Annotated in this window: 23 protein-coding genes; 9 read left to right on the forward strand and 14 right to left on the reverse strand. The window is 69.9% G+C overall.

The window, feature by feature from the left end; genetic code table 11:
• Nucleotides 1–33 precede the first annotated feature (33 nt).
• From AC1Q87_RS18220 to AC1Q87_RS18240, 5 genes are all read left to right on the forward strand, one after another.
• Nucleotides 34–1,368 (forward strand): DNA cytosine methyltransferase, encoded by a 1,335-nt coding sequence (locus AC1Q87_RS18220; protein WP_492610246.1) that lies wholly within the window; start codon nucleotides 34–36, stop codon nucleotides 1,366–1,368.
• Nucleotides 1,365–2,180, forward strand: a complete 816-nt coding sequence (locus AC1Q87_RS18225) for a hypothetical protein (RefSeq protein WP_492610247.1) — start codon at nucleotides 1,365–1,367, stop codon at nucleotides 2,178–2,180. Before AC1Q87_RS18220 ends, AC1Q87_RS18225 begins: the two co-directional genes overlap by 4 nt.
• Nucleotides 2,181–2,411: 231 nt before the next feature.
• Entirely contained in the window at nucleotides 2,412–3,116 is a 705-nt protein-coding gene (locus AC1Q87_RS18230; protein ID WP_492610248.1) for a terminase small subunit-like protein, read from the forward strand.
• A gap of 443 nt (nucleotides 3,117–3,559) precedes the next feature.
• Complete coding sequence (locus AC1Q87_RS18235; RefSeq protein WP_492610249.1) at nucleotides 3,560–4,330, forward strand: TIM barrel protein; 771 nt, start codon at nucleotides 3,560–3,562, stop codon at nucleotides 4,328–4,330.
• A 9-nt stretch (nucleotides 4,331–4,339) separates the two neighbouring features.
• Nucleotides 4,340–6,001: a GMC oxidoreductase gene (locus tag AC1Q87_RS18240; protein ID WP_492610250.1), complete on the forward strand. Its 1,662-nt coding sequence runs from the start codon at nucleotides 4,340–4,342 to the stop codon at nucleotides 5,999–6,001.
• On the opposite strand, the gene AC1Q87_RS18245 is transcribed toward AC1Q87_RS18240, so the two are convergent.
• The 3 genes from AC1Q87_RS18245 to AC1Q87_RS18255 form a co-directional block, all read right to left on the reverse strand.
• On the reverse strand, nucleotides 5,998–6,603 hold the full coding sequence (locus AC1Q87_RS18245) for a peptidylprolyl isomerase (RefSeq protein ID WP_492610251.1): 606 nt from the start codon (nucleotides 6,601–6,603) through the stop codon (nucleotides 5,998–6,000). The genes AC1Q87_RS18240 and AC1Q87_RS18245 overlap by 4 nt on opposite strands.
• Nucleotides 6,604–6,637: 34 nt before the next feature.
• The gene (locus AC1Q87_RS18250) at nucleotides 6,638–7,084 is read right to left on the reverse strand and encodes a c-type cytochrome (RefSeq protein ID WP_492610252.1); all 447 of its coding nucleotides are present in this window, start codon (nucleotides 7,082–7,084) and stop codon (nucleotides 6,638–6,640) included.
• Between the two features lie 75 nt (nucleotides 7,085–7,159).
• Nucleotides 7,160–7,732 (reverse strand): CAP domain-containing protein, encoded by a 573-nt coding sequence (locus AC1Q87_RS18255; protein WP_492610253.1) that lies wholly within the window; start codon nucleotides 7,730–7,732, stop codon nucleotides 7,160–7,162.
• Between the two features lie 146 nt (nucleotides 7,733–7,878).
• Between AC1Q87_RS18255 and AC1Q87_RS18260 the strand changes: the two genes are divergently transcribed.
• The gene (locus AC1Q87_RS18260) at nucleotides 7,879–8,532 is read left to right on the forward strand and encodes a glutathione S-transferase family protein (RefSeq protein WP_492610254.1); all 654 of its coding nucleotides are present in this window, start codon (nucleotides 7,879–7,881) and stop codon (nucleotides 8,530–8,532) included.
• Here the strand turns inward: AC1Q87_RS18260 and AC1Q87_RS18265 are convergent.
• From AC1Q87_RS18265 to AC1Q87_RS18300, 8 genes are all read right to left on the reverse strand, one after another.
• On the reverse strand, nucleotides 8,529–9,206 hold the full coding sequence (locus AC1Q87_RS18265; protein WP_492610255.1) for a nitroreductase: 678 nt from the start codon (nucleotides 9,204–9,206) through the stop codon (nucleotides 8,529–8,531). The two genes, AC1Q87_RS18260 and AC1Q87_RS18265, sit on opposite strands and share 4 nt — an antisense overlap.
• An 84-nt stretch (nucleotides 9,207–9,290) precedes the next feature.
• Nucleotides 9,291–10,319, reverse strand: coding sequence for an NAD-dependent epimerase/dehydratase family protein (locus AC1Q87_RS18270; protein WP_492610256.1), 1,029 nt, complete (start codon nucleotides 10,317–10,319; stop codon nucleotides 9,291–9,293).
• A 24-nt stretch (nucleotides 10,320–10,343) separates the two neighbouring features.
• On the reverse strand, nucleotides 10,344–10,910 hold the full coding sequence (locus tag AC1Q87_RS18275; RefSeq protein ID WP_492610257.1) for a TetR/AcrR family transcriptional regulator: 567 nt from the start codon (nucleotides 10,908–10,910) through the stop codon (nucleotides 10,344–10,346).
• Nucleotides 10,911–11,004: 94 nt separating this feature from the next.
• Nucleotides 11,005–11,178 carry a hypothetical protein gene (locus AC1Q87_RS18280; protein WP_492610258.1) on the reverse strand — a complete coding sequence of 58 codons (174 nt, stop codon included), beginning with the start codon at nucleotides 11,176–11,178 and terminating at the stop codon, nucleotides 11,005–11,007.
• A gap of 10 nt (nucleotides 11,179–11,188) precedes the next feature.
• A complete protein-coding gene (locus tag AC1Q87_RS18285) occupies nucleotides 11,189–11,560 on the reverse strand; it encodes a hypothetical protein (protein ID WP_492610259.1) in 372 nt (123 codons plus the stop codon).
• Between the two features lie 96 nt (nucleotides 11,561–11,656).
• On the reverse strand, nucleotides 11,657–14,260 hold the full coding sequence (locus AC1Q87_RS18290) for an AMP-binding protein (protein WP_492610260.1): 2,604 nt from the start codon (nucleotides 14,258–14,260) through the stop codon (nucleotides 11,657–11,659).
• Nucleotides 14,261–14,414: 154 nt separating this feature from the next.
• A complete protein-coding gene (katG, locus tag AC1Q87_RS18295) occupies nucleotides 14,415–16,610 on the reverse strand; it encodes a catalase/peroxidase HPI (protein ID WP_492610261.1) in 2,196 nt (731 codons plus the stop codon).
• A 166-nt stretch (nucleotides 16,611–16,776) separates the two neighbouring features.
• A complete protein-coding gene (locus AC1Q87_RS18300; protein WP_492610262.1) occupies nucleotides 16,777–18,120 on the reverse strand; it encodes a pyridoxal phosphate-dependent aminotransferase in 1,344 nt (447 codons plus the stop codon).
• Between the two features lie 168 nt (nucleotides 18,121–18,288).
• Here AC1Q87_RS18300 and AC1Q87_RS18305 point away from each other — a divergent pair, with 168 nt between their 5' ends.
• Nucleotides 18,289–19,107, forward strand: coding sequence for a MipA/OmpV family protein (locus AC1Q87_RS18305; protein ID WP_492610263.1), 819 nt, complete (start codon nucleotides 18,289–18,291; stop codon nucleotides 19,105–19,107).
• A gap of 57 nt (nucleotides 19,108–19,164) precedes the next feature.
• On the opposite strand, the gene AC1Q87_RS18310 is transcribed toward AC1Q87_RS18305, so the two are convergent.
• From AC1Q87_RS18310 to AC1Q87_RS18320, 3 genes are all read right to left on the reverse strand, one after another.
• Complete coding sequence (locus tag AC1Q87_RS18310; protein WP_492610264.1) at nucleotides 19,165–19,326, reverse strand: hypothetical protein; 162 nt, start codon at nucleotides 19,324–19,326, stop codon at nucleotides 19,165–19,167.
• A gap of 54 nt (nucleotides 19,327–19,380) precedes the next feature.
• Nucleotides 19,381–20,793, reverse strand: coding sequence for an aldehyde dehydrogenase family protein (locus AC1Q87_RS18315; RefSeq protein ID WP_492610265.1), 1,413 nt, complete (start codon nucleotides 20,791–20,793; stop codon nucleotides 19,381–19,383).
• Nucleotides 20,794–20,862: 69 nt separating this feature from the next.
• A complete protein-coding gene (locus AC1Q87_RS18320; protein ID WP_492610266.1) occupies nucleotides 20,863–22,791 on the reverse strand; it encodes a pyrroloquinoline quinone-dependent dehydrogenase in 1,929 nt (642 codons plus the stop codon).
• Nucleotides 22,792–22,978: 187 nt separating this feature from the next.
• Between AC1Q87_RS18320 and AC1Q87_RS18325 the strand changes: the two genes are divergently transcribed.
• A complete protein-coding gene (locus tag AC1Q87_RS18325; protein ID WP_492610267.1) occupies nucleotides 22,979–23,743 on the forward strand; it encodes a DUF2092 domain-containing protein in 765 nt (254 codons plus the stop codon).
• Between the two features lie 12 nt (nucleotides 23,744–23,755).
• Nucleotides 23,756–24,532: a hypothetical protein gene (locus AC1Q87_RS18330; protein ID WP_492610268.1), complete on the forward strand. Its 777-nt coding sequence runs from the start codon at nucleotides 23,756–23,758 to the stop codon at nucleotides 24,530–24,532.
• Nucleotides 24,533–24,537: the final 5 nt, after the last annotated feature.

The following is a 24,537-nucleotide window of genomic DNA, read 5'->3' on the forward strand; positions in this document are numbered from 1 at the left end:
TCCCTAAGGTTCAGCTCGATTCTGGAGACTCATATGGTGCGGCCACTCGGCATCGATCTTTTCGCGGGCGCAGGCGGCATGAGCCTCGGGTTCGAACAAGCGGGCTTCGACGTCGTCGCTGCCGTCGAGATCGACCCGGTGCACTGTGCTGTTCACGAGTTCAATTTCCCAAGGTGCGCCGTTATCCCGCAGTCGGTGGTAGGCCTATCGGCGGCCGAAATCCGCTATGCGGCGGGCATCGGCCTCCGTCCCGTCGACGTGGTGTTTGGCGGCGCACCCTGCCAAGGCTTCTCGATGATCGGCCAGCGGGTGCTGGACGATCCGCGTAACCACCTTGTCCGCGAGTTTGTGCGTATTGTCGCCGAACTCCGCGCTTCGTACTTCGTATTTGAGAACGTGAAGGGCTTGACCCTCGGCAAGCACCGCCAGTTTTTGGAGGAGCTGATCGAGGCCTTCGACAAGGTCGGCTATCAGGTGCGTCTGCCCTGGAGGGTGCTCGACGCCGCTGATTACGGCGTGCCGCAGCATCGCGAGCGCTTAATCCTCTTCGGCGCCCGCAAGGGCTATCCGATGCCTGAATACCCGATCGCCACCGTGCGTCCCGCCGACGCCAAGCGCGCTAGTGCTTTGCCCGTCGGGCCGACGGCGAAAGATGCTCTCGGCGACCTGCCGGATGCCGAGGGCTTTGCCGAGCTCCTACGCACCGACGAAGTCAAGGCAAAGAGGGGGTGGGGAACGCCTGGACCCTATGCTCGCGCGCTGCGCGGCCTGGACAACGCCGCTGACGACTTCTCGCACCCTAGGCGCTGGGATCCCGAGTTGCTCACCTCTAGCGCACGGACCGACCATACGCCGATCTCGCGCCGCCGCTTCTCAGAGACAGCGCCCGGCGCAGTGGAGCCGATCTCACGGTTCTTCAAATTGTCACCCGCCGGACTTAGCAACACGTTGCGCGCTGGCACGGACGCAGCGCGTGGCGCTTTCACCAGTCCGCGGCCGATCCACTATGCATTGCCCCGATGCGTGACTGTTCGCGAGATGGCGCGGCTCCATGGGTTTCCCGACTGGTTCCGCTTCAACGAGACCAAATGGCACGGGGCCCGGCAGATCGGAAATTCGGTGCCGCCGCCACTCGCCCGCGCGGTGGCGCAGCAGGTGATCCGAGCCCTTGGCGTCGAACCCGAGCGGCCGAGCGAGCCTCAGGAGCTGGGCGATGTAGGCCTCGTGCGCATGACCGTGTCCCACGCGGCGGCGCACTTCGGCATAGGTGTACCATCCGGCAAGCGCGACCGCCGCAGCGGCGCTAGGAAGCGCAAGCAGGCGGAGATTGAAGCCGAATTGCAGGCCAAGCGCGTGGCCGTCGGATGAGCAGCGCCGTCAAGGTCGACGCCAACCGCTACCGGGCGCTGGTTGAGCATATCTTCTTCGACCCGTCCTTTGGCGGATATCAAGCCGGGACGACGGAGATAGACTTCGAGCGGGAGGACCTAGAGCGCGCTGCGGCGGCGCTCAGCATCAAGTTGCCGAAGAACCTTGGCGACGTCGTCTATTCAATCCGATACCGCATGCCGATGCCCGGCTCGATCCTCGCAACTCAACCCGAGGGCAAGGAGTGGGTAATCGAAGGCGCCGGTCGCGCCCGCTATCGGTTCGCCTTGGTGCCGATCAACCGCATCGTGCCCAACCGCGACCTGATCACCATTAAGATTCCTGACGCGACCCCCGAGATCATTGGTTCGTACGCGCTAAACGACGAGCAGGCCCTGCTAGCCAAGGTCCGCTACAACCGCCTGATCGACACGTTCCTGGGCGTGACGGCCTATTCGCTGCAGAATCACCTCCGCACCACGGTTAAGGGCGTCGGGCAGATCGAGATCGACGAAATCTACGTCGGGATCGACCGCCACGGCGCACAGTATGTGGTGCCCGTGCAGGCTAAGGGCGGCACCGATCAACTTTCGGTCGTCCAGGCTAAGCAGGATATCGCCTGCTGTGCCGAGAAATTTCCCCACCTGATTTGCCGCTCAATCTCGGCTCAGTTTATGGACGACGATCGTATCGCCATTTTCGAGCTCACAGTGCAGGACGATCAGGTAAGGATCGTCCAGGAACGGCACTACAAGCTAGTCAGCGGGATGGTCCCGCTGGACGAACTGGCCGTGTATCGTCGATCCGTCTGAGCTTCCGCTGCTCCTAGGCTAAGTTGAAGCCTCTTGTCGCCCGGCCCGCCGCAGGCCAGGGGGCGGGCCGGGAGGCCGATCCGATGCGGGTTCATTTACTGGCCTGATGTTCTTATTTTGTTCTTGCATTTCCGCGCAGCTGTGAGACACTGAAGCCTTCTCATTTGCTGTCGTGGGGGCGTGATGCCTTCGTCATCGCCGGGCCCGGGGCGGGCCAGGGTTCGGGCGTCTGTGCGCTATACGCCGGAGCTGGGACGGGAGATCTGCGCGCGGGTGGCGGCGGGCGAGAGCCAGCATGCGCTGGCGCGCGAGCCGGGGATGCCGTCGCGGCGGACGTTTCGCGACTGGGCGCTGCGCGAGCCTGAGTTCGGGGCGGCGTTCGAGGCCGCCAAGCTGGAGGGGCGGCGGCGGCAGATATTGGCTGACCGCGAGGCGGACCTGCGGCCAGGCAGCGGCAAGCTCTGGCGGCGGATGATGGCCCAGGCCTCGCCCACGCGGCGGCGCGGGGGCAGCGTCTCGATCCTGACGCCGGAGCTGGCCGAGGCGATCTGCCTGCGGATCGCCGGCGGCGAGAGCGTGCTGGCGCTGTCGGCCGATCCGGACATGCCGTGCGCCGGCTCGATCTTCGGCTGGGCGCGGCGCGAGGACTGGTTCCGCGAGATGTACCTGCGCGCCAAGGAGATCGCCGCCGACCTGCATTTCGACCTGGCCTACGAGGTGGCGATGGAGGCGACCGAGGACTCCGTGCGCGGCGACCGGCTGCGGGTGCAGGTGCTGCGCTGGCGGGTGGCGCTGATCGAGCCGAAGAAATACGGGCTGCGGCGGATGCTGGGGCCGGCGGGGGAGGGCGAGGCTGGGGAGCCGCAGCCGTTCGGGATCGAGCTGGTGAACTTCGTGCAGGAGCCGGGCGGGGGCTGGCGGGAGGCGGGGTCCTAGGGGGCTGGGTTTGTGGGTTTGCCGGTTGGATCAGGTGTTCATGGGTCCCGGTCTTCGGCTTGCAGCCGAAACCGGGATGACACTTGGGGATGTGCGCTGACGCGCTGCGCCTTCGCAACGCGTGTCATCCCGGTTTGCGGAGCAAGACCGGGACCCATTAACGCCGGATGCGGTGGATGGAGCGCGGAGCGGCGCTCTGCCGGGTTGGCGGCTAGTGCGGCGGAGGGGTTGGTCCCCCTCACCCTAGCCCTCTCCCCCAAGGGGCGAGGGAACAGGTCGGGGAGGCGGCGACGCTCTTTTCCTGCCCAAGGGGGCGAGGGGGCGGGACCGGGGAGGCGGAGCGGGCGGTTTGCGGCATCTCGGCTCTTGCCGTGTAATCGATTGTATGGACACTGGCGCGCGATGGCGGCGCCCGACGGGGCGCGGCTGCAGGGAGGTGAGGCGTGCGGCAGAGTTTCGCATGGTGGTCGTTCACGGCGGGGCGCGAGGTCGAGCCGGCGGCGTTCCTGCGCGCGGCGGTCGAGGGCGGGGCGCAGGGAGTGGAGATGCTGCCGGCCGAGCTGTGGCCGCTGGCCCAGGAGCTGGGGCTGTCGATCGTCACCGTCACCGGCCACAAGCTGGAGGAAGGCTTCAACGACCCGGCCCGGCATGCGGGCTTACGCGATCACGTGCGGCGCACGATCGACGCGGCCGCGGCGGGCGGGGCGGAGGCGGTGATCGTGTTCGCGGGCGACCGGTTCGGCGACGGCGACGACGCGCGGGCCGTGGCGGCCTGCGTCGAGGGCCTGGCGCCGGTCGTGGACCATGCGCAGGGCGCCGGGGTGCGGCTGCTGATGGAGCTGCTGAACAGCAAGGTCGACCATCCGGGCCAGCAGTGCGACCGCACCGAATTCGGCGCGCAGGTGGTGCGCGGGGTCGGCTCGCCGGGGCTGAAGCTGCTCTATGACGGCTATCATATGCAGTTGATGGAGGGCGACCTGAGCCGCACCATCAAGGCCAATTTCGAGCTGATCGGCCATGTCCACACGGCCGGGGCGCCCGGGCGGCGCGACCTGGACGACCGCCAGGAGATCAACTGGCGCGGAATCGCCGGTCTGCTGGCTCATCTCGGCTACGACCAGTGGGTCGGCCACGAGTTCATTCCGCGCGGCGAGCCGATCGCCGCGCTCAAAGAGGCCATGGCGCTGTTCGACGCGCCCGGCGGCAAGGCGTAGGGTTTGACCATGCAGTTCGACGCGATCGTGGTGGGATCGGGCATCAGCGGCGGCTGGGTCGCCAAGGAGCTGTGCGAGCGCGGCCTGAAGGTGCTGATGCTCGAGCGCGGGCCGAACATCGAGCACGGGACCGACTACAGCCACGAGGAGGCCGGACGGCTGCGCTGGCGCGACGACCAGATCCCCGACGAGGAGAAGGCGCTGCACTACCCGTACTATGTCGGCGTCAGCTATGCGATGTTCAACTCGAACAAGAAGTTCTGGGCCAGCGACCACGACTATCCCTACGAGCAGGCCGAGGGGAAGCCGTACCGTTGGATCCGCGGCTATCACCTGGGCGGGCGCTCGCTGACCTGGGCGCGGCAGTCCTATCGCTGGGCGCCGGACGACTTCCTATCCAACCTCAAGGACGGGCACGGGACCGACTGGCCGATCCGCTATGAGGATCTTGAGCCGTGGTACGACCACGTCGAGGCGTTCGTCGGGGTCAGCGGCAATTACGACGAGGTCCCGCAGCTGCCGGACGGCGACTTCCTGCCGCCGTTCCCGTTCAACTGCGTCGAGGAGGACGCCCAGGGCCGCATCGAGGCGGCGTTCCCGACGCGGCGCTTCCTGATGGGTCGCTGCGCGAACCTCAGCCGGGTGGCCAAGCCGCAGATGGACCTGGGGCGCAAGCGCTGCGAGGGCTATGTGCGCTGCCACCACGGCTGTCCGCTGGGGGCGGCGTTCTCGACCCAGGCCGCGACGCTGCCGGCGGCGCGGGCGACCGGCAACCTGACGGTGATCACCGACGCCATCGTCGAAAGCGTGGTCTATGACGCCGCGGCCGGGCGGGTCACGGGCGTGCGGGCGATCGACCGGCTGAGCAAGGTCGCGACGACCTACGAAGCCAGGATGGTGTTCCTCAACGCCTCGGCGATCAACTCGGCGGCGCTGCTGCTGAACTCGCGCTCGGAGGCGTTCCCGCGCGGGCTGGCCAACGGCAGCGACCAGGTCGGGCGCAACCTGATGGACCATGTCGGCTGCGGCCAGATCGTCGGGACCTACCCGGCCGGCTTCGAGGACCAGCCCTGGCAGGCCGACCGGCCGACCGGCGTCTACATCCCGCGCTATTCCGGGATCACCGAGACCGACAAGCCCTATCTGCGCGGCTTCGGCATGCAGGGCGGGGCGCGCAAGGTCCGCCGCGCCGACGGCGAGGGCCGCGTCTGGGTGCTGTCGCTGGGGCCGTTCGGCGAGGTGCTGCCCGATCCGGAGAACCGGGTGACGCTGTCGGCCTCGCGGGTCGACAGCTGGGGGATCCCGCTGCCGCGCATCGAGGCCGCGCACGGGGCCAACGAGCAGGCGATGATGCGCGAGGCCGCCCGCGACGCCGCCGCCATGCTGGCCGCCGCCGGCTGCACCGACATCACCCCCTGGGAAGAGGCCGGCGCCAACCTGACGCCGCCGGGCGACCGCATCCACGAGATGGGCACGGCGCGCATGGGCCGCGACCCGGCGACCTCGGTGTTCAACGGCTGGGGCCAGGCGCACGAGGTGGCGAACCTGTTCTGCTCGGACGGGGCGGTGATGGCCTCCAGCGCCTCGATGAACCCGTCGCTGACCTACATGGCGCTGTCGGCGCGGACGGCGAACCACGCCGCCGACCTGCTGGAGCAGGGCGCGATCTAGGCCCGGCGCATGGTCAGGATCGGGACCGGCGGCTTCAGCCACTGGCCGCGCTGGTCCTTGAACTTGGTCTCGCCGTTGGTCGGCAGGGAGAGGATCTTCTCGACGATCGGCATGCCCTGGACCACCTGGCCGAAGGCGGCGTAGCCGAGGTTGTCGCCCGGCGCCTTCGGGTTGGCGTCGAGATAGGGCTGGTCGCCGACGCAGATGAAGAAGTTGCTGGTCGCCGTGCCGGTGGCGAAGCGGCCGAGCGAGATCGTGCCGTTGAGGTGCTTGAGGCCGGTCCTGGTCGTGCTCTCGTGGGCGATCGGCGGGAACGGCCGGACCTTGGCGTCCGGGGCGCCGACGATGGTGCCGTCCTTGGGGACGCCCGGCGTGCGCGCGGCGCGGAAGAAGGTCCCGCCGTCATAGGACTTGGCGTCGACGTAGCGCAGGAAGTTGGCGGTGGTCAGCGGCGCCTTGCGCGGCTCCAGCTCGACGATGATCGATCCGCGCGGGGTCTTGATGACCACCCGCGGCTTGCCCGGCGCGGCCAGCGCCGTGCGCGGCGCGGCGAGGACCAGGCCGCCGGCGGCGATCAGGCTGCGTCGTGGAAGGTCGCTCATGTCCGCTCTCCGGTCAGGCCCTGGCCATAGCAGATCAGCCTTTGGGGCGGGAAGGCGTGCGCGCGGCCTCGCGCATCGGCCCGCGGCCGTCCGTGCCGTGCCAGATCTGCAGGGTGATGTCCTCGGCGTCGGTCGCGTAGCGGAACTGGCCGCGGGTCAGGTCCGGGGTGCCGAGGATCTCCGCCCCTTCGCCGCCGAGGCCGTGACAGGAGGCGCAGTGGGCCTGGTAGAGCGGCACGGCGCGGACGATGGCGGCCTGGTCGCGCGGCGCGCCGGCCAGGGCCAGGACGTACTCGGTGAGGTCGGCGATCTCGGAGGGGCCAAGCTCGCCGCTATCGCCGAAGCCCGGCATGCTGGCGGTCTGCGGCCAGGAGGTCAGACGGGCGCCCTCGGACGCGCGGGGAATCTGCTGAAGCGCTGCGGCGCCGAGCGCCAGGGCGCCGACCAGGCCGGCGCAGAGGAAAGCGGGTACGCGGGACATGGCGCCAGTCTAGGGCGCGCCGGGCGCGCGCGCCTAGACGCTCGTCAAATGCGCCGCATCGGAGGCCGCAGGCGCCTAGCGCGGGGCCAGGGCGCCGGCGAAGTCGATCACGCACATGGCGCCATAGGCCGAGTGCGAGCCGCAGGCGACCCCGGCCAGGCTGTAGCCGGCGCCGAAGATGGTCTTGCGATGGCCGCGGCCGGGCACGCGGCTGTCGACGATCAGCTGGGCCACCACCTCGCGGGCGCTGGCGTAGCCGTAGGAGATGGTCTCGGCGCTCATCCCGGCCCAGACGCCCTGGTTCTTGAGGCGGGCGGCCAGCCCGCCGGCCCCGGCGCCGTGACCCTCGGCCCCGCGCCGGGCCTGGGCGCGGACGTGGGCGCCGGCCGCGGCGGCCAGCCCCGGATGGGCGGCCAGCGGCGGCAGCGGGCGCTGGGACAGCAGGAAGCCGATGGCCTCGTCGACCACGTACGGGTCCTCGTCGCGCAACGCCCAGCCGCCGCGGGCGAGTTCGTCGGCGTAGCGGGCGGGATGGGCGCGGGCGTAGTTCAGTTCGGCCAGCACCTCGGCCTCGAGGCCGCGGGCCTGGGCGGGGACGGGCAGGCAAAGCGCGGCGAGCAGCGCGACAAGGCGCGCGCGAAGGGACATCGTGACCACGCACGAACTCCAGTCATCAGATGTCCCCCGGCCAAGCTCTAGCGGGGTTCGCGCGAGGCTCGCCCTGCGGCAAAGCGCGCAGGATGTCGGAACGCGGGCGGCCCGTTCGTCCTTGAGGAAACTGGAGGAGACGACCGATGCCGCCCACCATCACCGCTTTCGAAGCCTCGCCGGACCGCGGCCGGGGCCTGGCGCGGGACATGCGCGTGCGCTGGGCGTTGGAGGAAGTCGGCCAGCCCTATGACGTGCGGCTGGTGTCGTTCGCGGCGATGAAGCAGCCGGCGCACCTGGCGCTGCATCCGTTCGGACAGATCCCGACCTTCGAGGACGGCGAGCTGGCGCTGTTCGAGTCCGGGGCGATCATCCTGCACCTGGCCGAGCGCCACGAGGGCCTGCTGCCGGCCGATCCGGACGCGCGGGCCCGGGCGATCGGCTGGATGTTCGCGGCGCTGAACACGGTCGAGCCGCCGATCGTCGAGCGCGAGCAGACCCGGCTCGTGGAGCGCGACAAGCCCTGGTTCGGCGCTCGGGCGCCGATGCTGGAGGCCCGCGTGCGCCAGCGGTTGGACGCGCTGTCGCGTCGGCTGGGCGAGGCCGAATGGCTGGACGGGGCGTTCAGCGCCGGCGACCTGATGATGGTCAGCGTGCTGCGCCGGCCGGCCGGCGCCGAGCTGCTGGGCGATTATCCCAACCTCGCCGCCTATGTCGCGCGCGGCGAGGCGCGGCCGGCCCACCAGCGGGCCTTTGCAGACCAGCTGGCGGTGTTCGAGGCTTCCGGCGGGAAGGCCTAGTCGTCGAAGCCGACGAAGACGCTGGCCTCGGCCACCGACTTGCGCTCGGACACCACGGCGTTGGCCGGGAAGTCGTCGTCGGGCCAGCCGAGGGCGACGGCCTTCATGATCACCTGGTCGTCGGCGATGCCGGCGTGCTCGCGGACCACGGGCGACTGCATGATGCCCTGGCTGTTGATCACCGCGCCGAGGCCGCGCGACCAGGCGGCGTTGACCAGGGCGGTGGTCACCGCGCCGCAGTCGAACGGGGTGTCGTCGCTGGTCGCCAGGACGCGGTCATAGGTGATGATCACGCAGACGGGCGCGTCGAATTGGCGGAAGCCGCGCAGCACCCAGTCCTGGCGCATCTCCTTGTCTTCGCGGGCGATGCCCATGGCGGCGAACAGCTGCTTGGCGACGCCGACCTGGCGGTCACGGTGCGGGCCGGTGAACGCCTCGCCGGTGCGGAACTCGCGCGAGTGCGGTACGCCGGCCAGGTTGCGCTCGGTGTTGCCGGCCCGGATCCTGTCCAGCGGTTCGCCGGTGAGAACGTAGAAGTTCCAGGGCTGGGTGTTCATCGACGACGGCGCGCGCATCGCCAGGCCGAGAATCTCCTCGATCAGCTTGCGCGGAACCGGATCGGGCTTGTAGCCGCGGATGCTCCGGCGGCCGAGGATGACGTCGTCAAACAGCATGATGGTGCTCGGGTTCGTTAGCGCAGGCGCAGAGAACTGCCAGCATTCCGCAGCGAAAGCCAATGGGGAGGCTGGAGGCGGCGACTACTGTGATCCGGCCTCGGCCAGCGCCGCCAGGCCCTCGGTGCGGGAGACGACGGGGGCGTAACCGAGCTCGCGGCGGGCCTTGCCGATGTCGAGACTGACTTCGAGCGCGGATGAGGCGAAGGTCTGCAGGGTCAGGGGGACGGGCTTGCGGCCGCCCGTCGCCTTGCTGATCAGATCGCCGACGGCGGCGATGGCGCGCACGACCGGCCGCGGGATCGTCGAGGTCGGGGCCACCTGGCCTTGGGTCTCGAGCAGCGCCGAGATGAAGGTCCGGAAGGCCACCGGCTCGCCGTCGGAGAGGAAGTAGACCTCGCCGCTGCGGCCGCGCCGCAGGGCCAGGCCGACGCCGTGGCAGAGATTGTCGATGTGGGTGGTGGAGGTCAGGTAGCCGCCGCCGCCGATCCAGGCCAGCTGGCCGGCCCGCGCCGCCCGCAGAAGCATCGGCAGGGCGGTGGTGTCGTCGCGGCCCCAGACGAACCGCGGGCGGACGACCACGACCTCGAACGCAGGAGCGACCATCGACAGCGCGACTTTCTCGGCGGCGATCTTGCTGCGGGTGTAGGAGCCGGCCGGACGGGCGGGATAGGGGTGCGTCTCGTCGACGTTCCTGAGCGGGCGGCCGTCGCTGAGCACGGACTCGGTGCTCAGGTGCAGGGCGAGCCCGATCCCGGCCGCCCGGGCGGCGCGCAGGACGTTCTCGGTTCCGCCGGCGTTGGTCCGCATCTGGCCGGCGCCGCCGTGGCCATGGTCGGTGTCCGCCGCAGCGTGGACCACCGTGTCGCAGCCGGCCATCCGCAGGGCGAGGTTCGGATCGAGGATGTCGCCCACGACCGGGACTGCGCCGAGCGCGCGCAGGCGCTCGGCGGCTTCATCCGTGCGGACGAGGGCGGTCACGGCTACGTCGTCGCCGACGAAACTGCGGGCCAGGTTGCGACCGACATAGCCGGCGGCGCCGGTCAGGAAGATGTGGCGCGGGCGCGCGCGGGCGCTCGCCGCCGCGGGGGCGGCGGTGGAGGAATTCGGCATGAATCTAATCCAGTGAAGTGAGGGTCAGGCGCCCTGAACGGCGGGCTGTGCGGTGGCGAGCCACTCGATCTCGCGGACGATCCTGTCGCGTTCGTCCGGGGCGAAATGGTGGAAGTCGAGGAATTCGAGGAACTTCAGCCCCTCGACGGCGAGATAGGCGAGCTGGGCGCCGCGCGGCGAGGCGGCGGTGTCGAGCACGCGGGCGATGACCCTGGCCTGGTTGGCCTGCATCTTCCGGCGCAAGGCGGGGTCGAGCGCAAGGGCGGCGCTGAGGTTCAGGGCGACGGCGCGGAAGTCTTCGGGCGGCGCGTGCGCGCCGCCGCGGATCCGGCCGCGGATGGCCAGGCTGTCCTGACCGTCGAGTTCGGCTTCGAGCGCCGCGTGGCGGGCGTTGTCGGCCAGGAAGGAGCGGTCGACGACGGCTTCGATCAGGGCCTGCTTGGTCTTGAAGTCATAGATCACCGTCGCCTTGCCGACGCCGGCCTCCTTGGCCACGGCGTCGAGGGTGAGGTTGGCCGCGCCGACGCGCGCCACGACGCGCTCGGCGGCGTCGAGAATGACCTGCTGATCGATGACGCGTTTACGGCCCATGGGTAGTTCCTATTTATAACCGACCGGACGGTTATAAATGAAAGCGGCCGTGTGTAAAGGCGTTGGGCCCAGGCGGGCTCCTCAACGTCCTCGGCTAGTCGACGATGTCGACGACGGCTCCGACGGCGCCTCCGATGGCCGCGCCTTTGCCGGCGTTGCCCGACAGGCTGCCGATCCCCGCGCCGACGGCGACGCCGGTGGCGGTGGCGCAGGCGGCGAGCATCGCGCTCAGGGCGATCGCCGCGAGGGTGAAACCGAGCTTCTTCATGTCGGCGGTCCTACTTGGCCGGAGGAAATTGCGGTTTGGCGATCTCGCGCCAGACTACGGAAAGGACGGGCTTGTTCAGCTGGGTCGGGTTGGCGCGGTACCAGCCGTCGACGACGCGGATGGCTTCCTCGAGATCGGTGTGCTTGAGGCCGCGTTGAGCGGTCCGCGAGAATGTCTGCTCGGCCCCCGGCATGTTCTTGGCGTCCCAGGCGGCGCCGACCGAGATCATGTTGGAGACGCCGGCGAGATAGGCGCGCTGCTGTTCGATCGAGGAGCGCTTCCAGTCGTTGCCGTCCGCAAGGTGCGAGACGATGGGCTGGGCGGCGGCGGGCCACGCTGCGAGCAACGCGGCGGCGACGAACAGGGGGATGCGGCGAGACATACGCAGTCCTTCCGACGGCTCTGACCCCGCAGCTGTACGACGGCGTCGGCGGAAGGTGGATCGGGCGAAACCCGAACGCGGTCGTCTTGGGCGGCCCTAGCGCAGGTTGGCGGCTCGGGAGGCGAGGCTCCCGAGCCGCTCGCGCACCACGCCGTCGGCGGCGTTAAAGGTCCTGTAGGCGAGCCAGGCGACGGCGAAGCTCAGCGTCAGGGCGACGACGATATTGGCCGGATCGGAAAGCCCGCGCGGGTCCACGAAGTGGATCACGATCGAATGCAGCAGGTAGACGTAGAGCGTCGCCATGCCGAGCGTGGCGGCCAGCCGTCCGAGCCAGCGCGGGGCCGGGATCGACACCCGCAGCCCCAGGATGGCCAGCGCCGCGGAGGTGAAGCCGAGAACCTGCAGGTTCATGTCGATCCGGTCGAGCAAGGCGAGCGTCAGGATAGCCATGGCGATGGTGGCGGCGATCTGCCGGCGACCGCGCATCGCCTGCAGCATCCAGCCGAGCACGAAGACGCTGAACGCCTCGATCAGGCCGCGCTGGCCGACATAGGGCAGGCCGTTCTCCTGCTGGACCAGCGCCAGCGCCGCCAGCCCCGGCGCCAGCAGCGCCGAGGCGATCAAGCCTGAGCGCCAGGGCCGCGCGGCCGTTTCCCGGCGCAAGGGTCCGATGGCGGTGACCAGCGCCATGACCACGACGATCTGGGCATAGAGACTGACGAACCAGAACGGACCGAGCAGGGAGCCGAACATCAGCGGCTGGTAGTTGCCGACCAGCAGGACGTAGCTGAGCGGCGGCGGCTCCCGCACCAGCCCATAGGCCGCCAGCAGCAGGAAGTAGAGCGGCACGATCGGGTAGAGCAGGCGCCTGGCGAAGGCGAGCGCGTCGCCGTCGGCGATCTGCCGCAGCTGGAAGCGGCTCATGGAAAAGCCCATGACCGCGATCAACGCCCAGGTGCCGCCGCGGATCGGATAGTCGCTGGCGTGCTGGGCGACGACGAGCGAGATCGCCAGCAGCCGCAGCAAGAGGTCGGTGTCGATACGGGCGAGCGGCGGCTTGGCGGCGTCGGCCGGGACGATCGCCTCCAGCTCGGCCAGGGTCATGTTCTCCCAGCCCGTCGGGGCGCGCCCCAGCCGGTCCTCGAGCGCCAGCTGCATGGTCAGGTAGCTCAGCGAGTCGCCGCCGAGACTGGTGAAGCTGTCGTGGGGCGACACCGTCGGACTGCGGGTGGCCTCGCGCAGGATCGCGGCCAGGCTGCCCGTGGCCGCCGCCTGGCGACGGGCGGCCAGCGAGGCCTCCGCCGCCTCGGCGGCGATACGCTCCAGCGCCTGCTGGTCGATCTTGCCCGACGGCAGAAGCGGCGGATCGGCGAGGGGGGCGGCGGCGATCGCGGCCGCCGGCAGGTCGTAGAGCCCGGCGACGAGCGTGCGCGCGGTTTCGACCTGTGCGGCGTCGCGCACCAGCAGGACCAGGCGATCGCCGGCGCCGACGGCGTGGGCGCGAACCCCGGCCTCGCCGAGGGCGAGCTCGATCTGGTCGAGGCTCAGGCGCAGGCCGAAGAGCTTCACGAAGCGCTTCATGCGCCCGACGATGCGGTAGAAATCCTGGGACGTGCGCTCGGCGATGTCGCCGGTCCGCAGTTGCGGCGGGCCGGCCGGCGCGGCGAGTTCGGCGCGCTCGGCGGCGTAGCCCATCATCACGTTCGGGCCTTCGTAGACCAGCTCGCCGGGCAGACCGGCGCCGGGGATCTCGTCGCCGTTCTCGTCCGCCAGCCAGATCCGGCCGCCGGGGATCGGCTGGCCGATGGTGTCGGCGGCGTCTGGCAGCGCCTGTGGCGGCACCCAGGCGATGCGCGGCGCAGCTTCGGTCTGGCCATACATCAGCACGAGATCCCAGCCGGCCTCGCGCCCGAGATCCGAGAACCGCCGCACCATGTCCGGGGCGAGCCGACCGCCCGCCTGGGTGATGTAGCGCAGGCGCGGCAGTTCGGCGCCGGAGAAGCCCGATGCGGCGAGCAGGTCGAACTGGTGCGGCACCAGCGCCAGGCTGGTCACGCCGGCGGCGCGCGCCTCGGGGAAGAACGCCGGATCGCTGACCGAGCGGTCGGTCAGCGCCAGCGCCGCGCCGACCGACAGGTACGAGTTCAGCACCGACATCCCGTAGGAATAGAACAGCGGCAGGGTGGCGGCCGCGCGGTCGTCGGCGGTCAGGCGCAGGTACTGGGCGATGGCGTCGGCGTTGGACGCGACCGCGCCTTGCGACAGGCGGACCATCTTGGGCTCGCCGGTGCTGCCCGAGGTCGACAGCAGCAGCGCCAGGTCGGGGTTCGGCCGCGGCCAGTCGCGGTCCAGCCAGCCGGGACGCGGCTCGACGCGCATGCGCCCTTCGGGGAAGGCCTTAAGGTGGAGGTCGGGCGTCCAGACCTCGTCGATGCGGCTGCCTGGAGGGGACGCGCCGGGCTCCTGCAGGATGACCGGGAAACCGGTGCGCAAGGCGCCGAGATAGGCGGCGATCGCCTCCGGCGTCGCGGCGAAATCGAGCAGCAGCAGCGGCGTATGGCCGGCGGCCAGGGCCTGCAAGTCCTTGGCCCAGCGCTCGGCGCTCTGCGACAGCACGCGATAGCTCGTCTCGTCGCCACTGGCCGCAATCAGCGCCGGCCGGTCAGGATCGACGACGTCCAACGTCCAGAACGGCCGCATCGCTACACCGAATGGTACTTTCCCGCGGCGCAACTCTACATTGGATGTCGGCCGCGTCTATCGGGCAGGCGCCGGCGAGACGCGCGTCGCCCAAAAACACAGCGCCTCCGGACGGGCCGGAGGCGCTGTTTCGTTCATCGCGACGGTTTCGACCTCAGGCGAGGTCGAAGCGGTCGGCGTTCATCACCTTGGTCCAGGCGGCGACGAAGTCCTTGACGAACTTCTCGCCGGCGTCGGCCGAGGCGTAGACCTCGGACAGGGCGCGCAGCTGGGAGTTGGAGCCGAACACCAGGTCAGTGCGGGTCGCGGTCCATAGCTCCTGCTTGCTGACCCGGTCGGTGCCGAGGAACACCTCGTCGGCGTGGCCGTCGATCTCCTTCCAGGCCGTCTTCATGTCGAGCAGGTTGACGAAGAAGTCGTTGGTCAGCTGGCCCGGGCGGTTGGTGAGCACGCCGTGCTTCTCGCCGCCGGTGTTGGCGCCCAGCACCCGCAGGCCGCCGACCAGCACGGTCATCTGCGGCGCCGAGAGGCCGAGCAGTTGGGCGCGGTCGACCAGCAGCTCCTCGGTCGGGACGTTGAAGGCCACCTGCAGGTAGTTGCGGAAGCCGTCGACCCGCGGTTCGAGAACCGCGAAGCCCTCGACGTCGGTCTGGTCCTGCGAGGCGTCGGTGCGGCCCGGCGTGAAAGGAACCTCCACGGTCCGACCGACGGCCTGGGCGGCCTTTTCGATCCCGACCGAGCCGCCCAGCACCACGAGGTCGGCGATGGAGACGGTCTTGTCCCCGTCGAACGCGGCCTTGATGTTCTCGTAGGTCGACAGGACCTTGGCCAGCTTGGCCGGATCGTTGACCTCCCAGTCTTTCTGCGGCGCCAGGCGGATGCGGCCGCCGTTGGCCCCGCCGCGGTGGTCGGAGGCGCGGTAGGTCGAGGCCGAGGCCCAGGCGGTCGAGACCAGCTCAGCGACGGAAAGATCGGAAGCGGCGATCTTTTCCTTCAGCACCTTGACGTCGGCCGCGTCGATGACCGGGCCGCTCTGGGCCGGAATCGGGTCCTGCCAGATGAGGTCTTCGGCCGGGACTTCCGGACCGAGGTAGCGGGCCTTGGGTCCCATGTCGCGGTGGCAGAGCTTGAACCAGGCGCGGGCGAAGGCGTCGGCGAAGTAAGCGGGGTCGGCGCGGAACTTCTCGGAAATCTCGCGGAAGCCCGGGTCGATCTTCAGCGCCATGTCGGCGGTGGTCATCATGGTCGGCACGCGGCGGTCGGGGCTGTGAGCGCCGGGGGCCAGGTCCTCGGGCTTCTGGTCGACCGGCTGCCACTGCTTGGCCCCGGCGGGGCTGCGCACGAGCTCGTACTCGTAGTCGAGCAGCATGTGGAAGAAGGTGTTGTCCCACTTGATCGGCGTGGGGGTCCAGGCGCCTTCCAGGCCCGAGGTGATGGTGTGGTCGCCCATGCCGCTCTCGTGGCCGCTCTGCCAGCCGAGGCCCTGCTGAGCGATGTCGGCGCCTTCCGGAGAGGCGCCGACCTTGGCGGCGTCGCCGGCGCCGTGAGCCTTGCCGAAGGTGTGGCCGCCGGCGGTCAGGGCGACGGTCTCTTCGTCGTTCATGCCCATGCGGTGGAAGGTCTCGCGGATGTCGCGGGCCGAGGCCAGGGCGTCGGCGACGCCGCCGGGACCTTCCGGATTGACGTAGATCAGGCCCATCTGGATCGCCGCCAGCGGGCTTTCCAGGACCATGTTCTTCTCAGGCTGGATGCGGGTCTCGTTGCCTTCCTGGCCGACCCACAGTTCCTCGGTGCCCCAGTAGACGTCGCGCTCGGGCTCCCAGACGTCGGCGCGGCCGCCGCCGAAGCCGAACACCGGGCCGCCCATCGACTCGATGGCGACGTTGCCGGCCAGGATCATCAGGTCGGCCCAGGAGAGGTGGGCGCCGTACTTCTGCTTGATCGGCCAGAGCAGGCGGCGGGCCTTGTCGAGGTTGCCGTTGTCCGGCCACGAGTTCAGCGGCGCGAACCGCTGCTGGCCCGCGCCCGCGCCGCCGCGGCCGTCGCCGGTGCGGTAGGTGCCGGCGCTGTGCCAGGCCATGCGGATGAAGAACGGGCCGTAGTGGCCGTAGTCGGCCGGCCACCAGGGCTGACTGTCGGTCATCAGCGCGGTCAGGTCGCGCTTCACCGCCTGATAGTCGAGCGCCTTGAAGGCCGTGGCGTAGTTGAAGTCCTCGCCCATCGGATCGCCGGTGCGGAGGATTTCGAGCGAGAGATGGTTGGGCCACCAGTCGCGATTGGTGCGTCCGAGCAGCGAACGCAGGGCGCCCCGCTCTTTGCGCGGGTCGTTGAGCGGCGATGCGTCATCCATGTCCAAAGTCCTCCCGTAACGGCGATTTCCGGAAAGCGTAGGCCCAGGAATTCGCGCTGGCTAATGGGAAAACTTTGTCGTCGCCATCGAGACAATCAATGGAACGCTTCGAATGCATAGAAGCGCCCCGCGCGCGGAATGGCGCGGGGCGAAGCCTGGCTTGGCTTTACGCGGCCGAGACGCTCGGGCGCGGGGCGCCTTCGAGCGCCGACCGGGCGCTGTCGAGATAGGCCCGAAGCGCGGCGGCGATGTCGGTGAGGACGGCCTCGAACCTGGCCTCGTCGGCTTCCAGCAGGGTGAAGCGGAAGCCCTGCAGGTCGGAGTTGAAGCCGGTGGAGAGCGGCACCACGCAGACGCCGGTGGCGGCCAGCAGGTGCAGCACGAAGCGCTGGTCCAGCGCCGCGCCCAGGTGCGGGGCGATGATCGCCGCGGCGTTGTCGGGCGCCGGCAGCGACTGCTCGAGGTTCAGGGCCCCGTGCCGGAAGACCGCGGTCATGTAGAAGGCGCCGCGGGCCGGGTGGATGGTGATCTCCGGGATCGCCGACAGCACCTCGGCGGCGCGCCTGGCGCGGCGGTCGTAGGCGCCGACGCGCTGCTCCAGGTAGGGATAGTAGCGCGGGTCGCCCATCACCTGCGGCAGCACGCGTTGCGGCAGGGTGGTGGCGCAGACCTCCAGCATCTTGGTCTCGAGCAGCGAGCGCGCGAAGCGGTCGAAGTCGGCGTCCTGGTCGCGGTTGTAGATCTCGATCCAGCCGCAGCGGGCGCCCGGCCAGGGGAATTCCTTGGAGATGCCGCGCATGGCGATGGCCGGCACCTGGCCGATCACCGAGGCCAGCTTGCGCATGTCCGAGCCCGGGTAGGCGAGGTTGGAATAGATCTCGTCGGAGATCAGGAACAGGCCGTAGCGGCGGGCGATGTCGACGATCGCGGCCAGGGTGTCCTGCGGATAGACGAAGCCGGTCGGGTTGTCGGGATTGATGATCAGGATGGCGGCGATGTGCGGGTTGGCCGCGACCTTGGATTCGAGGTCGGCCAGATCCGGCTTCCAGCCGTTTTGCGGATCGAGGCGATAGGTGATGTGCGGCGCGCCGGCGTGGGCGGCCTCGGCCGAGGAGTGGGTCGGATAGGCCGGGTTCGGGCCGATCACCCGGGCGGACGGATGCAGCGCCCCGTAGATCGTCGAGATCGCGTCGCCGAGCCCGTTGAAGAACAGGATGTCGTCGGCGGTGATCTGGATGCCGCCCTCGAGGTTCCGCTCGTTGGCGATGTAGGCGCGGGTGTCGTCCAGGCCCTTGGTCGGCGAGTAGGCGAAGCTCAGATCGTCCTGAGCGACCTGGCCGACGATCTCCTTGATCCAGGCCGGCGGGCGCTCGCCCTTGGCGACGGGGTCGCCGATGTTCTCCCAGCGGATCGGCTGACCTGCCGCCTCGATAGCCTTGGCGACCTCCACGATCTGGCGGATTTCGTAGCGGAGGTTATCGGCTCCGGGATGGACGATGGAGGTGCGCAAGTGAGTTCCGTTCGATCACTCTGGGTTCGGACGGCTCTGATCCTAGATCGCAGAGATGAACGCAAGCTGCGCATGATCGCACCGGCTATATTCGGCGACGGCGTGGCGCCGGCAACCGAACGTTGAGGCCGTGCGTTGCGTGGAGCGGCAGCGGTAGAGGTTGTGCTCATGGGCGTTCCCGGTTCCGTCGTGTTCCAGCGTTTCGCGTCCGGCCTGGCCGCGGTGATGGCGGTCGGCGCCGCGTCTTCGGCGGCCGCGCAGGAGGCTCCGACCATTCTGGGCTGGACGCTCGACAGCGTCCGGGCCGGGGCCAATTACGCGCCCGATTATCTCGGTTCCGACGACTACCGGCCGTGGTTCACCGGCGCGGTGGTGCTGGTCCGGCGCGACGCCCCCCCGACCCCGAGCGGCGCGCCCGACGACGGGGTGAGCGTCGGCCTGTTCGACACCGGGCCGGTGACCTTCGGGGTGGTCGGCCGCTGGCGCTCCGAGCGGAAGGACGAAGACGACCTGCGCGGGTTCGACAAGATCGATCCGGCCGTGGAGGCCGGAGGCTTCGTGAACTGGTGGGCGGCCGACTGGCTGCGGCTGCGGACCGAGGTGCGCCGCGGGTTCGGCGGCCACGAGGCCTGGGTCGGGAACTTCGCCGCCGACGCCGTCATGCGCGGCGAGCGCTGGACGCTGACCGCCGGGCCGCGGCTCGACTGGGGCGACGAGGATTTCACGAGCACCTACTTCGCGGTCACGCCGCTGGAGGCTTCGCGCAGTCCGCTTGGGATCGTCGCCTATTCGCCGAGCGGCGCGTCCTGGTCGCCCGGCGTGGTCGCCAGCGCCAAGTATCGGGTGACGCCGCGCTGGAGCGTGGAGAGCGTGGCCACCTACTACAAGATCACCGGCGACGCGGCCGACAGTCCGATCGTCGGGCAGCTGGGGTCGGACGATCAGTTCAGCATCAGCCTGAGCGGGCGCTACACCCTGGGTCAGTGAAGCGCCTTGCGATGAGTTCGGCGAGGGCAGGAACGAAGTCCGGCGGCGGGCGGGGCGCTAGAAGACGCCGGCCCGCTGACCGATGAAGACGATCGCCAGGACGATCAGGACCACCTGAATAATCCAGTTCAGGGGCGAGGGGATCGGCATCTTCTGCACCGCGAACAGCGCCAGGGCCAGAAGAACGACGACGACGAGGATCAGGATCAGAATGGACATGAAGCCGAAACCTGCGCCATGGATGGAGGTTCCATCCGCCGGCGCAGGCGGCGCTTAGCGGGCCATGTTCAGGACCTGGACCTGGGTGAACTCCTTGAGCCCCTCTTCGCCCAGCTCGCTGCCGACGCCCGAGAGCTTGGCGCCTCCGAACGGCAGGTGCGGCTGCAGGTCGGCGTGCTTGTTGATCCAGACCGTGCCGGACTCCATGCCGGCGGCCAGGCCCCAGGCGCGCTCGGCGTCCTTGGCCCAGATCGAGCCGCCGAGACCGTAGTCCGAGGCGTTGGCGCGGGCCACGGCGTCGGCGGCGTCCGAGAACTTGATCAGCGGCAGCACCGGGCCGAACTGCTCCTCGTCGACCAGCTTCGAGCCGTCGGTGATGTCGCGCACGATGGTCGGGCGGATGAAGTAGCCGGTGTCGCCGGCCCGTTCGCCGCCGGCGATGACCTTGCCGTCGCGCTTGCCGGCCTCGATGTAGCCCAGCACCTTGTCGAACTGGGCCTTGTTCTGCAGCGGCCCGAACTCGGTGCCCTGCTCCAGCCCGTCGCCGACCACCGCGGCGTTCGCGAGCTTGGCGAGCTCGTCGCACATGGCGTCGTAGATGCTCTCGTGGATGTAGACCCGCTTGGCGGCGATGCAGACCTGGCCCGAGTTCTGGAAGGCGGCGGCGAAGATCTTCGGCGCGGTCTCCACCGGATCGACGTCGTCCAGCACGATGGCCGCGTCGTTGCCGCCGAGCTCGAGGGTCACGCGCTTCAGCGCATCGGCGGCGCCGGCCATGACCCGCTTGCCGGTCTCGGTCGAGCCGGTGAAGCTGATCTTGCGGATGTCCGGGTGGCCGGTGATCGCCGCGCCCAGATCGTTGGCGTCGGCGATGACGTTGAGCACGCCGGGCGGCACCAGATCCTTGACCAGTTCGGCGATCTTCAGGGTCGAGAGCGGGGTGGTGGCGGCCGGCTTCAGGACGATGGTGTTGCCGGCCAGCAGGGCGGCCGGAACCTTGAACGCCATGAGGATCAGCGGGAAGTTCCAGGGCACGATGGCTCCGATCACGCCCAGCGGCTTGCGGCGGATCTCGACGCGGCCCTTGTCGTCGTCCTGCACGGTCTTGGCCGGCAGGTCGAGGGTGGCGAAGTAGCGGAAGAAGGCGGCCGCGCCGAACACCTCGCCCATCGCCGCCTGCAGCGGCTTGCCCTGTTCCTGGGTCAGCAGGCGCGACAGCTCGGGCAGCGCGCCCTGGATGGCGTCGGCCATGGCCAGCAGCGCTTTGCGGCGTTCGTCGATCGAGGTCGCGGCCCAGGCCGGGAACGCGGCCTTGGCGGCGGCGACGGCCTGGTCGAGCTGGGCCTTCGAGGCGCGCGAGCAGACGGCGACCGTCTGTTCGGTGGCCGGGTTGATCACGTCCATCGTCGCGTCGCCGGCGACCAGCTGGCCGCCGATCAGGAGCTTGAAGTCAGGCGTAGCAGTCATGGCGGAGCGTCCTTCCCAATTATTTGGAAGGGACGCTCGACCCGTTACGTCGCGGCGGTCAAGCCGGTTCTACTGCGGCAGCGCGAAGGCCACGACCTGGTCGCCGCGCCTGGTGTCGCCCTTGGCGTGGCCGCCGGCGGCGATGACCACGTACTGGCGGCCCTTCCAGACATAAGTCATCGGGGTGGCCTGGCCGCCGGCCGGCAGGCGGCCCTTCCAGAGCTCCTGGCCGGACTTGGCGTCGAAGGCGCGCAGGTAGTCGTCCATGGCCGCGCCGATGAACACCAGCCCCGAGGCGGTGGCGATCGGCCCGCCCATATTCGGCGTCCCGACCCCGCGCATGACCAGCTGCGAGCCCGGCGCCAGATCCCGGGTCGTGCCCAGCGGCGTGCGCCAGAGCACCTTGCCGGTGGTCATGTCTACGGCGGTCAGCAGGCCCCAGGGCGGCGGGTTGCAGGGCAAGCCGAGCGGCGAGACCAGCAGCTCGCGGCGCATGCCGTAGGGCGCGCCGGCCTGGGGGCTGATCTCCAGGTCGGGATTGGCCTGCTTCTCGCCGGCGACCTTGGCGGCCGGGATCAGCGTCACCCTGTGCAGGGCCGAGGAGGTGTTGAGGAAGGCCACGCCCCGGCGCTGGTCGAAGGCCAGGCCGCCCCAGTTCGAGCCGCCGCCGGTGAACGGGTAGAGGATCGTGCCCTTGGTGCTGGGCGGGGTGTAGAGGCCTTCGTTGCGGGCGCCGGCGATCAGCTTGCGGCAGGCGTCCTTGTCCCAGGGCGTCAGGCCGAAGGCGTCGTCCGGGGTGATGCGGCTCGGGGCCAGCGGCTCGGGCGCGACCGGGAAGGGCTGGGTCGGGGAGAGCACCTCGCCGACCTCGCCGCCCTGGGGCACGGGACGTTCTTCGACCGGGATGATTGGCTGGCCGGTCTCGCGGTCCAGCGTGAAAACCAGGCCCTGCTTGGTGGTCTGGATCACCGCCGGACGGACCGGGCCGCCGCGGTAGCCGAGCATGGCCAGGGTCGGCTGGGCCGGAACGTCATAGTCCCAGACGTCGTGATGGGTCGTCTGGAAGGCCCAGGCGACCTGGCCGGTGGCGGCGTGGACGGCGACGACCGAGTTGGCGTGGGCGGCGTTGCCCGGCCGCGCCGCGCCGTAGAAGTCGGGGCTGGGGCTGGAGGTCGGCAGGAAGACCAGGCCGCGGGCCGGGTCGGCCGACATCGGGGCCCAGACGTTGGCCGCGCCGGCGACGACGCCCGGCCCAGCGGCCTGCAATGGGTCGTAGGTCCAGCGCAGGGCGCCGCTGACCGCGTCGAAGGCGTGGACGGCGCCGGGCGTCTCGCGGACCCGCTGGTTGTCGTCGATCGACGAGCCGACGACGACGATCCCGTCGATCACGATCGGAGCCGAGGTGATCTGGGCGCCGCCCGCCCGCGCCAGCTGCGCGCCGGGCATCGCGTCGACCTGACCGCCTTGGCCGAAGCCCGCGCAGGCCTTGCCGGTGGCGGCGTCGAGCGAGAACAGCCGCCGGTCGTTGGTGGCCATGAAGATGCGCTCGGCGCAGGGCGCGTTGGCCGGGGCGGCGGGATCGCGCCAGTAGGCGACGCCGCGGCAGTTGAAGCTGTTGGGATAGCGCAGCGTCGTGTCGATCTTTGGATCGAAGGTCCAGAGCGCCTTGCCGGCGCCGGGGTCGTGGGCGCTGGCGACGTTGAACGGGCTGCACAGGAAGAGCCGGCCGCCGGCCAGGATCGGGGTGGCCTCGAAGGCGGCGCGCTGCACCGCGTCGGCGTGAGTCTGCATATGGCCGGTCGAGTAGGTCCAGGCGACCTTCAGGCCCTGGACGTTGGCCGGGGTGATCTGGGCGGCGGGCGAGAACCGCTGGCCGCCGGCGTCGCCGCCGTAATAGGGCCAGTCGGCGTCCGCGGCGGGCGCGGGCGGGGCGGCCGCGGGACTGCAGGCGGCGAGGGCGAGGGCGGCGAGGGCCGGGATGGCGAAGCGCTGGATCATGCGGCGATGATCGCGCCGGATACGGCCTGGGGAAGCGTTCTGGGACGAGCGGCGAGCCGGCCGGGCCGAGCGGCGAGCGTAACCAGGCCAGGGTTTCTACCGATGGTCTGCGTCGACCGATGGAGGGACAATCGCCGCAACCAGAAACGGACCGGCGCGCCGGTCCAGCTACATTCAGAGAACGACCATGCGGATCCTTCCGGCCATTGTCAGTTCCGTTGCGTTTCTGCTTGCAGGTCCAGAGATCGTCCACGCGCAGCAAAAGCCCGCTGCGCCGCCGCCGCACGCGGCCGAGGTCGAGGAGGACGCGCTCAAGGCGCTCCAGCGGATGGGCGCCTATCTCGACACCCTGAAGACCTTCGGCCTGACCGCCGACACGACCCTGGAGGTCGTGACCGTCGATGGCCAACGGCTGCAGCTGGACGGCGTCACGACCTACAAGGTGCGGCGTCCCAACGGCTTCGTCATCGACCTTAAGAGCGACATCAAGAACCGGACGTTCGTCTACGACGGCAAGACCTTCACCATCTCCGCGCCCGAGCTGAAGTACTATGCGAGCGTTCCGGCGCCTGCGACCAACATCGCCACCCTGGACGCCATCCATGACCAGTACGGCATCTCGCTGCCGCTTGAGGATCTGTTCCACTGGAACGGGGACAAGACGCGGGAAGCCGAGCTGATCTCAGGCTTCGTGGTCGGGCCGGCCACGATCGACGGGGTCCCGACCGAACAATACGCCTTCCGCGAGAAGGACATGGACTGGCAGGTCTGGATCCAGAAGGGCGACCGACCGCTGCCCAAGAAGCTGGTGATCATCGACCGCACCGACCCGGAAGCGCCGACCTATGTCGCGCGGCTGAAGTGGACCGAGAACCCGCAGCTGACGCAGCAGGACTTCACCTTCACGCCCGCTAGCGACGCCAAGCCGATCCGGCTGATGGCCTCGCGCTGAGGAGGCTCGAGCATGTCCAACGCGTCCCTGTATCGCGCGACCCTCGGGGCCGCGATCTTCTCCATCGTCGCCATGGCGGCGTTCGACAGCTATGCGCGCGGTCGCGGCGGCGGCGGGATCCGGGGCGGCGGCATGTCCAGCATGAGCCGTGGTTCGTCGATGAGCCGCGGCAGCATGGGCGGCGCCTCGCGGAGCATGAGCGGGCCGCCGCGCCAGAGCAGCTCGATGAACCGGTCGAGCTATGGCGGCGGCCGAGCTCAAGGCGCCTACGGCGGCCAGGGCGGATATTCCGGCGCCCGCTCGGCCACGGCGCAGGGCTCGTACGCCAGCGCCCGTCCGGCCGCCGGGCAGGGGGCCTATGCCGGCAGCCGGCCCGCCGCGGGACAAGGCGCCTACGCCGGAAACCGGCCGGGGCAGGGCGGACGGGCCAACGCCGGGCAGTTGCCGGCGCGCGGCGACGGGAACCGCGGCAACAACAACATCAACCGCGGCAACATCAACGCCGGCAACAACATCAATATCGACGCCGACAACGATTGGGGCTGGGGCGGCTGGGACGACCACCCCGTCGGCGCCGGCATCGCCTTCGGCACCGCCGCGGCGGTGACCTCGGCGGCGGTCTATGGCTCGATGTACCACGCGCTGCCATACGGCTGCTCGCCCTACTACACGTCCTACTATTCCTGCGGCGGCATGTACTACGAGCCCCGCTACGAGGGGGACACGGTGGTCTATGTGACGGTGCCCGATCCCGCCCAGGGACCGCCGCCGCCTCCGCCGCCGCAATAGGGCGC

This window comes from Phenylobacterium sp. GW823-FHT02A09, assembly GCF_058797775.1.

Coding starts and splice junctions, on each gene's coding strand:
- AC1Q87_RS18220 (WP_492610246.1), top strand. CDS start 34: ATGGTGCGGCCACTCGGCATCGATCTTTTCGCGGGCGCAGGCGGCATG.
- AC1Q87_RS18225 (WP_492610247.1), top strand. CDS start 1,365: ATGAGCAGCGCCGTCAAGGTCGACGCCAACCGCTACCGGGCGCTGGTT.
- AC1Q87_RS18240 (WP_492610250.1), top strand. CDS start 4,340: ATGCAGTTCGACGCGATCGTGGTGGGATCGGGCATCAGCGGCGGCTGG.
- AC1Q87_RS18245 (WP_492610251.1), bottom strand. CDS start 6,603: ATGAGCGACCTTCCACGACGCAGCCTGATCGCCGCCGGCGGCCTGGTC.
- AC1Q87_RS18250 (WP_492610252.1), bottom strand. CDS start 7,084: ATGTCCCGCGTACCCGCTTTCCTCTGCGCCGGCCTGGTCGGCGCCCTG.
- AC1Q87_RS18255 (WP_492610253.1), bottom strand. CDS start 7,732: ATGTCCCTTCGCGCGCGCCTTGTCGCGCTGCTCGCCGCGCTTTGCCTG.
- AC1Q87_RS18260 (WP_492610254.1), top strand. CDS start 7,879: ATGCCGCCCACCATCACCGCTTTCGAAGCCTCGCCGGACCGCGGCCGG.
- AC1Q87_RS18265 (WP_492610255.1), bottom strand. CDS start 9,206: ATGCTGTTTGACGACGTCATCCTCGGCCGCCGGAGCATCCGCGGCTAC.
- AC1Q87_RS18270 (WP_492610256.1), bottom strand. CDS start 10,319: ATGCCGAATTCCTCCACCGCCGCCCCCGCGGCGGCGAGCGCCCGCGCG.
- AC1Q87_RS18275 (WP_492610257.1), bottom strand. CDS start 10,910: ATGGGCCGTAAACGCGTCATCGATCAGCAGGTCATTCTCGACGCCGCC.
- AC1Q87_RS18280 (WP_492610258.1), bottom strand. CDS start 11,178: ATGAAGAAGCTCGGTTTCACCCTCGCGGCGATCGCCCTGAGCGCGATG.
- AC1Q87_RS18285 (WP_492610259.1), bottom strand. CDS start 11,560: ATGTCTCGCCGCATCCCCCTGTTCGTCGCCGCCGCGTTGCTCGCAGCG.
- AC1Q87_RS18290 (WP_492610260.1), bottom strand. CDS start 14,260: ATGCGGCCGTTCTGGACGTTGGACGTCGTCGATCCTGACCGGCCGGCG.
- katG (WP_492610261.1), bottom strand. CDS start 16,610: ATGGATGACGCATCGCCGCTCAACGACCCGCGCAAAGAGCGGGGCGCC.
- AC1Q87_RS18305 (WP_492610263.1), top strand. CDS start 18,289: ATGGGCGTTCCCGGTTCCGTCGTGTTCCAGCGTTTCGCGTCCGGCCTG.
- AC1Q87_RS18310 (WP_492610264.1), bottom strand. CDS start 19,326: ATGTCCATTCTGATCCTGATCCTCGTCGTCGTCGTTCTTCTGGCCCTG.
- AC1Q87_RS18315 (WP_492610265.1), bottom strand. CDS start 20,793: ATGACTGCTACGCCTGACTTCAAGCTCCTGATCGGCGGCCAGCTGGTC.
- AC1Q87_RS18320 (WP_492610266.1), bottom strand. CDS start 22,791: ATGATCCAGCGCTTCGCCATCCCGGCCCTCGCCGCCCTCGCCCTCGCC.
- AC1Q87_RS18325 (WP_492610267.1), top strand. CDS start 22,979: ATGCGGATCCTTCCGGCCATTGTCAGTTCCGTTGCGTTTCTGCTTGCA.
- AC1Q87_RS18330 (WP_492610268.1), top strand. CDS start 23,756: ATGTCCAACGCGTCCCTGTATCGCGCGACCCTCGGGGCCGCGATCTTC.